The organism is Novosphingobium sp. JCM 18896, assembly GCF_025938095.1.
Lineage (GTDB): Bacteria > Pseudomonadota > Alphaproteobacteria > Sphingomonadales > Sphingomonadaceae > Novosphingobium.
The window spans coordinates 60,276-71,142 of sequence record NZ_JAPCZF010000013.1; the positions used below are offsets into that span (position 1 = coordinate 60,276).

Below are 10,867 nucleotides of genomic sequence, written 5' to 3' on the forward strand. Positions count from 1 at the left end.
AGGTGCTTCAGACCCATACCCGCACCGCGTTCGAACCCGAGCACGAGATGTTCCGCGATCAGGTACGCAAGTTCCTCCTGCAGGCCGCGGTTCCGCAGCTCGACCGCTGGGAGCGCGAAGGGATCGTCGACCGAGAGTTCTGGCTGGCTTGCGGGGAGGCTGGCATCCTCTGCCCGACGGTGCCTCAAGCCGACGGCGGCCTTGGCGCCGACTTCCGGTACAACGCGATCATCGACGAGGAGCTAAGCTACATCGGCTGCTCCGCCGGCCTGGTCCTGCAGTCCGACGTCGCCGTTGACTACCTGGTGCACTATGCCTCGCCCGAGTTGCGGCAACGCTGGCTGCCCAAGATGATCAGCGGCGAAGCGATTGCCGCGATCGCCATGACCGAACCCGGCGCCGGGTCGGACTTGCAGGGAATCAAGACGACCGCGCGCCGCGAGGGCGACGACTACATCATCAACGGGTCGAAGACGTACATCACCAATGGGCAGCATGCCGACATCGTCATCGTCGTGGCGCGCACGGCGGCGGAAGGTGGCGCCCGTGGCACTTCGCTCATCCTGGTGGAAGCCGACCGCCCCGGGTTCTCCCGAGGTCGCAATCTGGACAAGATCGGGTTGCACGCGGCAGATACGTCCGAACTCTTCTTCGAAGACGTGCGCGTTCCGGCCGAAAATCTTCTCGGCACCGAGAACTCGGGCTTCGTGTACTTGATGGAACGCCTCCCCCAGGAGCGGTTCAGCATAGCCGTCTGCGCACAGGCAGCTGCGCAACGCGCCTTCGACGAGGCTGTCGAATACACCAAGGGGCGCAAGGCGTTCGGCAAGGCGATCTTCGACCTGCAGAACACGCGGTTCACTCTGGCTGAACTGGCAACCGCGCTACAGGTCGGCTGGGCGCACATCGATTGGGCACTCGCCCGCCACGCCCGCGGCGAGCTGACAGCTGTCGAGGCCTCCGCTGCCAAGCTCCATCACACCGAGCTGCAGTGGAATTGCACCGATGTTGCCCTCCAGATGTTTGGCGGAGCGGGGTACATGAACGAGTATCTGATCGCCCGGCTTTGGCGCGATGCTCGCGTCACTCGCATCTTCGGCGGTACGTCCGAAATCATGAAAGAGGTCATCGGCCGCTCCCTGTGAGCAGTCCAGGATCGCGGCACAGGACCTTAGTGAGGATGAACGTAACCGAAGCCGTCGCGACGAGGCGCTCAATTCGTCGATTCAGCTCTCAACCCGTCGAAGAGGCCTTGCTTCGCGAGATCCTCGCCAAGGCGGCGCGCGCCCCTTCAGGCGGCAATATCCAGCCGTGGCACATCCATGTGGTGATGGGCGAACGGATGACGGCGCTGAAGTCCCTCATCGCCGAGAAGGTCGTCGAAGCACCCAAGGGCGAGGGCACCGAGTACGACATCTACCCCAAAGTCTTGCGAGAGGATTATCGCGCCCGGATTTTCGAGGTGGGCGAGCGGCTTTATGGACGGCTTGGCATCGCCCGCGAGGACAAGGCGGGACGGGCCGCCTGGTTCGCCCGCAACTTCGAGTTCTTTGGCGCGCCGGTCGGACTGTTCTGCTACGTCGACCGCGACCACGGCCCGCCCCAGTGGTCGGACCTCGGCATGTACTTGCAGACCGTAATGCTGTTGCTGCGCGAGGCCGGCATGGACTCGTGCCCCCAGGAGTGCTGGGCCCTCTACCACAATACCCTCGACGCGTTCCTGGGTGTTCCGGCCGAGCACATGCTGTTCACCGGCATGTCGATCGGGTGGCGCGATCAGGAGGCTGCCGAAAACCAGGTGGAGATGCCGCGGGTGGCGCTTTCGGACTTTGCCCGCTTTCACGTGTCCCGGGACGAGCCCGCCCAAGCTGCGGCAGGAGGGAAGGCGCGATGATGGGGCGTCTGAATGGCAAGGTGGCGGTGGTTACCGGGGCTGCCAGCGGGATCGGCGCAGCGACTGCGCGACTGTTCGCCGCCGAAGGTGCCCGGGTCGTCCTGGCCGACTTGGATGTGGCAGCGGGTGAAAGGCTCTCCGGGGAGCTGGCCGATGCGTTGTTCTGCCGTACCGACGTGACGCAGGAAGCCGACGTAGCGGCGCTCGTGGACTACGCTGTGCAGTCGTTCGGACGCCTGGACTGCATGGTCAACAATGCCGGTTTCATCGGGGCGATCGGGTCTGTTCGGGAAACTCAGCTCAGCCACTGGCGCGCCACCATGGCGGTGCTGCTCGACGGCGTGTTCCTCGGATGCAAGCATGCGGCACGCGCTATGGTGGTTTCGGGCGGGGGAACGATCCTGAATACCGCTAGTGTCGCGGGGCTGCGCGGTGGGTTCGGCGCGCACGCCTACACCACCGCCAAACATGCGGTGATCGGGCTGACTCGCTCCGCTGCCTCGGAACTTGCCCCCCTTGGCATCCGGGTGAATGCCGTCGCACCGGGGTCGGTCGTAACGCCGCTGATCGAAAGCCTCACGGGCGTTGACAGCGACACGCTGGGCAAACTCGCGGAGCAGGCGTCACCGCTTGGCAGGGCGATGTATGCGGAGGACATTGCCGGTGCCTTTGCCTATCTCGCCAGCGACACCGCGGCTCATGTGACTGGGCAGGTGATCACCGTGGACGCGGGCGTCACGATGGCGCCGGTCGTCGCCGACTTCCATCAAGCCGAAGCCGCTTTCCTCGGTCCGACGAGCTTGCTGGCGCAGTTCTGACACCTCAGATGCCCTAGCGACCCGTATGGCTCAGCTTGACTCAGAGCTTCCACAAAGGTAGCACGTGGTGCAGTTTCTTAGAGCCCGTTTCCAAGCCGGAGCTGGGTGAATTAAACAAGGACACTCCTGTGTTTGAAACCGTGACCTATGAAGTGCCGGCCGATCGGGTGGCCCGGATTTCTCTGAACAGACCCGAGGCGCGGAATGCGCAGGATACCAAGCTGCTCTATGAGTTGAACGATGCGTTCGACATGGCCGCGCGCGATGATGCGATCTCAGTGATCGTCCTCGCCGCGAACGGCCCGCATTTTTCGTCTGGCCATGATTTGCGTGAGGCGGACCCCATCGGAAGTCTTGGGAAATACGAGACGGTAGGCACCTGGTGCGGTTTCTCGTGCGAGGGCGCGGAGGGCTGGATGGCGCGCGAGAAGGAACTCTACCAAGGGCTGAGCGAACGCTGGCGGAACATTCCCAAGCCCACCATCGCGCAAGTGCAGGGCAAGTGCATTGCCGGCGGGCTCATGCTGGTCTGGCCATGCGACCTGATTGTCGCGAGCGAAGACGCTCTTTTTTCGGACAATACGGTGTCCATGGGAATGACTGGCGTCGAGTTTTTCGGCCATCCCTGGGAACTCGGCCCGCGCAAGGCGAAGGAGATGCTGTTCACGTCGGACTTCGTCACGGCGCAGGACGCGCATCGCCTAGGCATGGTCAACCAGGTCGTCCCAGCGGCCGAGCTCGCGACATTTACGCTCGAGCTCGCGAGCAAGATCGCGGCCAAGCCGCTCTTCGCCCTCAAGCTCGCCAAAGAGGCGGTGAATGCTGCAGAGGATGCTCAAGGCCGCATCTCGGCGATGCAGACGGCCTTCGCTTTGCACCAGCTCGGACACAGCCACAACATGCAGGTGCACGGCCTCCCCATCGACCCACGTGGTGCCGGCGGGCTGGTGGAAGCTCCCAAGCGGTAACCCTGAGACTGTAGGGCGAACCAAGCTTCGACCGGGCTGAACTGGCTCACTCGGTGACAAGGTCGCAGAGGTGGCGACAGGCTGTATTCCAACGGCCGTTCCAAGCCTGTCGATGCATCAATTTGCGGTCATCGGCGACGGCAGGCGTCCGCAAACAAACTTCCGGAGGATTTCAAATGGCAAACTTCGAATTCATCAAAGTGGACCGCGAGGGTCCAGTCACGACAGTGACGCTGAACCGCCCGGAAGTGATGAACTCGCTCCACTCGCCGGCGAACATGGAGCTCGACCGGGCATTCGACGAGTTTGCTGCCGACCCTTACCAATGGGTCGCCATCATCACAGGCGCCGGCGAGCGAGCGTTCTCCGCCGGCAATGATCTCAAATTCCAGGCTGCCGGCGGGGACATGACTTTGCCAAAGAGCGGCTTCGCCGGGCTCGGCTCACGCTTTGACCTGAACAAGCCCGTGATCGCGGCGGTGAATGGGCTTGCGATGGGCGGCGGGTTCGAAGTCGCGCTTGCCTGCGACATCATCATCGCCTCGGAGTCGGCGACATTTTCCTTGCCGGAGCCCACGGTCGGCCTGGCCGCGCTCGGCGGAGGGCTACACCGGCTGCCGCGCGCCATCGGCACCCAGCGAGCCATGGAAATGGTCCTGACTTCCCGCCGGGTTACCGCGCAAGAAGGACAGGCGCTTGGGTTCGTGAACCGCGTCACAGCTCCCGAGGCACTCATGGAAACCGCTCTGGAAGTGGCGAGGACGATCTGCCGAGCAAGCCCCATGGCGATCCGCGCTTCCAAAGAAGCTTTGTTCCTAGGGCTCGAGGATTCCCTAGCGAGCGCGATTGAAAAGCAATGGGAATACCCGGCTATGCTCGCGCTGCTATCATCCGAAGATCTGATCGAAGGGCCCAAAGCCTTCGCGGAGAAGCGCGCGCCGAACTGGAAGGGCCGGTGAAATACCTCCGCTGATTACTTGGGAGATTTTTTATCAGAGTGCCACCACTTTCGCGACTGCTTGTGAAACGCACGTTGGTTTGTGGCCGTGCCGAGCAAGAATCAGTGAGTGTTTAGCAATCTTCCAGGAGCCATTCCGTTGAAAAGTGCTGATACCCTGCTCGTAGAACAGCGCGGCGCGGTGACGCTGATCCAGCTCAACCGTCCGCAGGCACTGAACGCCCTCAGCAGCACCGTCCAGCGCGAGCTGAGCGCAGCCATGGTGGCGTTCGAGGCGGATGAGAGCCAAGGATGCGTCGTGCTCACCGGCGCGGGGGAGAAGGCCTTCGCGGCAGGTGCCGACATTGCCGAGATGGCGACGATGGAATCGACCGAGTTCTTCGCGAAGGGCTTTTTCGACGGCTGGCAGAAGGATCTCGCTAGCAAGCTTCGCAAGCCCTGGATCGCAGCGGTCAACGGCTTCGCGCTCGGCGGGGGGTGTGAACTGGCGATGATGGCCGACATGATCATTGCGTCGGAGAAGGCGAAGTTCGGTCAGCCCGAAATCAAGCTTGGCGTCGCTCCGGCCATGGGTGGCACGCAACGCCTGACGCGGGCGATCGGCAAGGCCAAGGCCATGGACCTGTGCCTGACCGGGCGAATGATGGACGCGGCCGAAGCGGAGAAGTCGGGGCTGGTGGCCCGCGTGCTGCCGGCCGAGGGCTTCGTCGATGCCGTCGTTGCGATCGCCGCCGAGATCGCCGCGATGCCGCGCCTTGCCGCGATGCTCAACAAAGAGATGGTGAACGTGGCATTCGAAACCACGCTCGAGCAGGGGCTGCTCTATGAGCGGCGCACGTGGGGCCTGCTGGCGGCAACCGCCGACAAAACTGAGGGCATGACCGCCTTCGTCGAGAAGCGGCCCGCCGTGTGGAAAAACAAGTAGCATGATCATCGCCTTCATCGGGCTCGGCAATATGGGGGGCGGGATGGCCGCGAACCTGATCAAGGCCGGGCACGAGGTGCGGGCCTTCGACCTCTCGGCCGAGGCTACCGATCGAGCCCAAGGCAACGGCTGCGAAATCGTGCCCACCGCCGGCGAGGCGGTCGCAGGCGTGGACGCAGTGGTGTCGATGCTCCCCAACGGCAAAATCGTCGAGAGAGTTTACTCGGCGGACGTGATCGGCATCGCCCCGACGTCCTCGCTCCTCCTAGATTGCTCGACCATCGACGTCGCGACCGCCCGCAAGGTCGGCGAAGCGGCTACTGCCGGCGGCTATGACATGGTCGACGCGCCGGTTTCAGGCGGGATCGGCGCTGCCCACTCAGGGACGCTCACCTTCATGGTCGGCGGAACGGACGCTGCCTTCGTCAAGGCCGAGCCGATCCTTGCGGCAATGGGCAAGGCGGTGATCCACGCCGGTGCGAGCGGCGCGGGACAAGCGGCGAAGATTTGCAACAACATGCTGCTCGGCGCCTCGATGATCGCCACCTGCGAGACCTTCAAGCTGGCCGAGCGGCTCGGGCTCGACCTTCAGACGTTCTACGACATCGCCTCCAAGGCCTCGGGCCAGAACTGGTCGATGACCAGCTATTGCCCCGTTCCCGGCGTTGGCCCGCAGAGCCCGGCGGACAACGAATACCAGGGTGGATTTGCAGCAGCGCTGATGCTGAAGGACTTGCGCCTGGCGATGGAGGCTGCATGGAATACGAATGCTCGTGTCCCGATGGGCGAACAAGCTGAAGAGATTTACGCAGCTCTCGTCGCAAGTGATGGCGGAACCCTCGACTTCTCCGCAGTCTTCAAAACGCTCTAATCTCTGCGTATTCTCCCGCCGGGTCGCCGTCATTTAGCTCTCAGGTCATGGGCAGATCCACGGCGGTGAACCTGGACGAGGGTCCTGCCCCGGTCGGCCCATGAGCTAAGCATGCTTGGTTGGATTTTAGCTCAACTTCCTTATCGGCGTCTGTAGCTGGCGGAACAGTGGCCGATGTTGGCGGTTTAGCGGTGGCATGCGCTGGCGCAGGCAAGAACGGAGCAGCCAATTTGGATAACGAGTTCGGGGCCCGGGCGGTTGGTGCCCCCCGCTTAAAAATGGAAGCCCGAATTGCCAGCCTCAACTGGTCCGCCTCCTCTATTGGACCACGCGAGACGTGGTCAACCTCGCTAGCAACCGCCGTAAACATCGCCCTTAGCTCCAGGCAACCCATGTTCATCGCGTGGGGAGCTGACCTGACTTTCCTTTACAACGATGCCTACGCCGACATTCTTGGCAACAAGCACCCAGCAGCGCTCGGGGAGCCGTTTCAAGAAGTCTGGTGGGACATCTGGTCTGACATAAAACCCCTCATAGATCGGGCTCTGGAGGGCGAAGCCACTTGGTCCGAGAACCTGCTGCTCACGATGGAGCGGAAGGGTTATCGAGAGGAGACCTGGTGGACCTTTTCATATTCGCCGATCCGCGACGAGGCAGGCGTGATCGCCGGCATGTTCTGCTCGTGCATGGAAACGACGCCGCAGGTTCTGGCCGAGCGCCGATCCCAGGCCGAACGCGATCAGCTGTTCGAGATGTCGCGTGACCTCTTCGCAGTCGCGACGTTCGATGGCTTCCTCAAGACGGTGAATCCGGCGTGGTCGCGAGCTCTCGCTCGAGCGGACGACGAGCTGCTCACCAGACCCTTTGCGGAGATCATTCACCCCGATGACTTGGCTGTAACGGCCGATGTAATCGCGAAGCTGACCGCCGGTGAGCCGGTGCATCACTTTCATGTTCGGCTGCTAAAGAAGGATGGCGAGGCGATTGCTTTCGCTTGGTCTGCCGTTCCCGCAGCGCCTGAGTTGGGCAGCTTCTACACCGTCGGCAGGGACATCACCGAAGAACTTAGGCGAGAAGAGATGCTTCGCCAAAGCCAGAAAATGGAAGCTGTCGGGCAGCTTACGGGCGGTCTAGCCCATGACTTCAATAACCTGCTCGCCGGGATTTCGGGTTCTTTGGAGCTCATCTCCATGCGTCTGGCCCAAGGGCGGACAGCAGAAGTCGAGAAGTACGCCACGGCCGCCCGCGGTGCAGCCACGCGAGCTGCCGCCTTGACTCACCGACTGCTGGCCTTCTCGCGCCGACAGACGCTCGCCCCCAAGCCAACGAACCTCAAGCAGCTCGTATCGAGCATGGAAGATCTGATTGCGCGGACCATCGGTCCCCAGATTCATCTTGAGACCATCAACGCGGCCGGACTGTGGACTAGTCTGATAGATCCGAACCAACTTGAGAACGCGATCCTCAACCTCTGCATCAATGCGCGCGATGCAATGCCCGACGGCGGCAAGATCACCATCGAGACTGGCAATCGGTGGTTTGACGCGCGCACAGCCAAAGAGCGGGGATTGGACCCGGGTCAGTATATTTCTTTATGCGTCTCCGACACTGGCACCGGCATGACGGCGGAGGTGCAGGCAAAAGCCTTCGATCCTTTTTTCACGACGAAGCCGATCGGTGTCGGCACGGGCCTGGGCCTGTCAATGATCTATGGATTTGCGCGGCAATCGGGCGGCGCTGTCACCATCTATTCCGAGGCCGGCATGGGTTCGATGGTCTGCATCTACCTGCCTCGCTACTGCGGCGATGCCGAGATTATCGAGAAATCTGACGAATTCGGCGCACCGCCGCGAGGCGAAGGCGAGACGGTTCTCGTCATCGATGACGAGCCAACCGTTCGGATGCTGGTGAGCGAGGTACTCGCCGACCTGGGTTATGCTGCGATCGAAGCGGAGGATGGCGCGTCTGGTTTAAAGGTTCTGAGCTCACCCGACCGTATCGACTTGCTCGTGACCGACGTCGGGCTTCCGAATGGGCTCAACGGCAGGCAGGTGGCAGATGCGGCTCGTCTTCTCCGCCCTGAGCTGAAAGTACTTTTTATAACAGGATATGCAGAGATCGCGGTGCTTGACCATGGCCACCTCGAACGTGGCATGCACGTCATGACGAAGCCGTTCTCCATGGACGAACTGGCGACTCGAATACGGGACCTAATTGAATCTGATCTGCCCCCTTCTGAGTGGTCCAAAATCTCTGTTATTTTGGATCACGAAGGAGTTGGGAAATGGGCAAGAAGCACAAGCCGGAAGAGATTATCGGCAAGCTGCGTGAAGCTGAGATCGTATTGGCGCAGGGCGGGACGACAGCGGATGCGTGCCGGCGGATCGCGGTTACCGAGCAGACCTATTATCGCTGGCGCAAGGAATATGGTGGTTTGAAGACCGACCAGGCTCGGCGGATGAAGGACTTGGAGAAGGAGAATCTCCGGCTCAGGCGGGCGATCTCCGATCTGACGCTCGACAAGTTGATCTTGCAGGAGGCGGCGCGGGGAAACTTCTGAGCCCTGCGCGGCGAAGGCGCTGTATCGATCATATTCGAGGCGAACTGGCAGTATCCGAACGACGGGTCTGTCGGGTGCTTGGCCAGCATCGATCGACGCAGCGCAAGGTCCCGCGCGGGGCAGATGACGAGGAAGCTCTCACCGACGATATCATTGCCCTGGCACGGCAGTATGGTCGCTACGGCTATCGCCGGGTGACGGCGCTGCTGCGCAATGCGGGCTGGACGGTGAACCGCAAGCGTGTCGAGCGTATCTGGCGGCGCGAGGGCCTAAAGGTGCCGCAGAAGCAACCCAAGCGGGGCCGGCTATGGCTGAACGATGGCTCGTGCATCCGGCTACGGCCTGAATATCCGGGGCACGTCTGGGCATACGACTTCGTCGAGGGTCGCACGCATGAGGGTCGCAAGTTCCGCATCCTGACAATCATCGATGAGGCCAGCCGCGAATGCCTCGCCCTGATCGTGGCGCGGCAGCTCAAGCACGAAGACGTGCTGGCAGCCCTGGCAGACCTGTTCATCGAGCGCGGGCCACCGGCCAATATCAGGTCCGATAACGGCAGCGAATTTATCGCGACGACAGTCCAGAAATGGCTGGCGCAGGTCGGCGTGACGACGCTCTACATCACCCCGGCGTCGCCCTGGGAGAACGGCTACAACGAGAGCTTCAACGGGTCGCTGCGCGACGAACTGCTCAATGGCGAGATCTTCTACAGCCTCGCCGAGGCAAAGGTGCTGATCGAAGCCTGGCGGCGGCATTACAACACGATCCGCCCCCACAGCAGCCTCGGCTACCGACCGCCTGCCCCGGAAACGGCTTCGCCGCCATTGCCGCCTTCCGGCTCCGCTTCGCTCCACCTCCAGGCGGCAATGGCAACGGAGGCAACAATGCACTAACAATCAACACGGACCACTCAGTGGGGGCCGGTCAAAAGCAAATCCCAGCTTTCATAAGTCTTCGTCACCCAGGTTTTCGCGCCGCGGACCGATCAAGCCGTGCCCATGCCGAAGTCCGTTGCATCTCTGTATACCTTGGCGACGGATGGCTCTGGGGGAAAGCCTCCTTGGTGGTAATCAGTGAGTATTTGCGAGGAACAATAAGCATAGGCACTGCGCTTGATCGGAAACGCGACGACCGAATTCGCTGCTTTTGCATAGCTTCACGATCGATCGAGCACCGCGTCTCAACGCCTCGGCGATAAGCGGGACTTCGCACTTGCACATAAATGCTGCGGCGCACAAAGGGGCGGCGCCTTTCAGGCATCCTCTCCATAACTTTTCAGCCCGGCCTTCGAGCCGGGCTTTTTTTGCGATCCTGAACTCTCAGGCGCGGTGGCGCGGCCCCCGCTCATCCGCGATAGCGGAGTGCCTCCACGACCGCGGAAAACGCCGAAGTGGGCTGTCGGCGGCTAGGATAGTACAGATAGTAGCCCTCGAATGGCGGCGACCACTCGCCGAGCACGAGTTGCAGCGCTCCGCTTTCGAGATGTGGTTTCACCTGCGCTTCGAGAAGATAGGCAATCCCGAATCCGTCCAACGCGGCCTGGATCAGCGGAATGACGCTGTTGAAGATGAGTCGCCCGCTTACGCGCACGGTGAATTCCCGACCCTTTTCGACGAATTCCCAGGCATAGAGTCCGCCATAGGTCTGCAATCGGATGTTGATGCATTCATGATCGCTCAGGTCACGCGGGGTGCGCGGCGGTGGCCGTTTCGCGAAATATGCGGGGGAGCCAACGGCAACCATGCGCATCTGGCCTCACCTCAAGATTTGTTCGCCAGACAACGCTAAGCTGGAAATACTGAGAACATCCTAGGCGACGAGCCGAAGTCTGCCGTTCGGGTCGTGGAGTGCTCGGTACCCGCGGTTGACGCTG

At 61.9% G+C, this 10,867-nt stretch carries 10 protein-coding genes; 9 read left to right on the forward strand and 1 reads right to left on the reverse strand.

Going from position 1 to position 10,867, the window contains the following annotated elements:
* The first annotated feature begins 2 nt into the window (after positions 1 to 2).
* The 9 genes from OLX23_RS25050 to OLX23_RS25090 all read left to right on the forward strand — a co-directional run bounded on the left by OLX23_RS25050 (position 3) and on the right by OLX23_RS25090 (position 9,887).
* Positions 3 to 1,145 (forward strand): acyl-CoA dehydrogenase family protein, encoded by a 1,143-nt coding sequence (locus tag OLX23_RS25050; RefSeq protein WP_264448090.1) that lies wholly within the window; start codon positions 3 to 5, stop codon positions 1,143 to 1,145.
* Between the two features lie 35 nt (positions 1,146 to 1,180).
* Complete coding sequence (locus OLX23_RS25055; RefSeq protein ID WP_264448091.1) at positions 1,181 to 1,894, forward strand: nitroreductase; 714 nt, start codon at positions 1,181 to 1,183, stop codon at positions 1,892 to 1,894.
* On the forward strand, positions 1,891 to 2,712 hold the full coding sequence (locus OLX23_RS25060; protein WP_264448092.1) for a glucose 1-dehydrogenase: 822 nt from the start codon (positions 1,891 to 1,893) through the stop codon (positions 2,710 to 2,712). The genes OLX23_RS25055 and OLX23_RS25060 overlap by 4 nt, the downstream gene beginning before the upstream one ends.
* Before the next feature lie 128 nt (positions 2,713 to 2,840).
* On the forward strand, positions 2,841 to 3,680 hold the full coding sequence (locus tag OLX23_RS25065; protein ID WP_264448093.1) for an enoyl-CoA hydratase: 840 nt from the start codon (positions 2,841 to 2,843) through the stop codon (positions 3,678 to 3,680).
* A gap of 176 nt (positions 3,681 to 3,856) precedes the next feature.
* Complete coding sequence (locus OLX23_RS25070; protein WP_264448094.1) at positions 3,857 to 4,639, forward strand: enoyl-CoA hydratase-related protein; 783 nt, start codon at positions 3,857 to 3,859, stop codon at positions 4,637 to 4,639.
* Between the two features lie 138 nt (positions 4,640 to 4,777).
* On the forward strand, positions 4,778 to 5,563 hold the full coding sequence (locus OLX23_RS25075; protein WP_264448099.1) for an enoyl-CoA hydratase-related protein: 786 nt from the start codon (positions 4,778 to 4,780) through the stop codon (positions 5,561 to 5,563).
* Between the two features lies 1 nt (position 5,564).
* On the forward strand, positions 5,565 to 6,434 hold the full coding sequence (gene mmsB, locus OLX23_RS25080; protein WP_264448095.1) for a 3-hydroxyisobutyrate dehydrogenase: 870 nt from the start codon (positions 5,565 to 5,567) through the stop codon (positions 6,432 to 6,434).
* A 392-nt stretch (positions 6,435 to 6,826) separates the two neighbouring features.
* Entirely contained in the window at positions 6,827 to 8,872 is a 2,046-nt protein-coding gene (locus tag OLX23_RS25085) for a PAS domain-containing sensor histidine kinase (RefSeq protein ID WP_264448096.1), read from the forward strand.
* A protein-coding gene (locus OLX23_RS25090) for an IS3 family transposase (RefSeq protein ID WP_413629938.1) occupies positions 8,773 to 9,887 on the forward strand; the annotation gives its coding sequence in 2 pieces (ribosomal slippage) (positions 8,773 to 8,980 and positions 8,980 to 9,887; 1,116 coding nt in all). The genes OLX23_RS25085 and OLX23_RS25090 overlap by 100 nt, the downstream gene beginning before the upstream one ends.
* A gap of 451 nt (positions 9,888 to 10,338) precedes the next feature.
* Here OLX23_RS25090 and OLX23_RS25095 read toward each other — a convergent pair.
* Complete coding sequence (locus tag OLX23_RS25095) at positions 10,339 to 10,743, reverse strand: LysR substrate-binding domain-containing protein (protein ID WP_264448097.1); 405 nt, start codon at positions 10,741 to 10,743, stop codon at positions 10,339 to 10,341.
* Positions 10,744 to 10,867 lie beyond the last annotated feature (124 nt).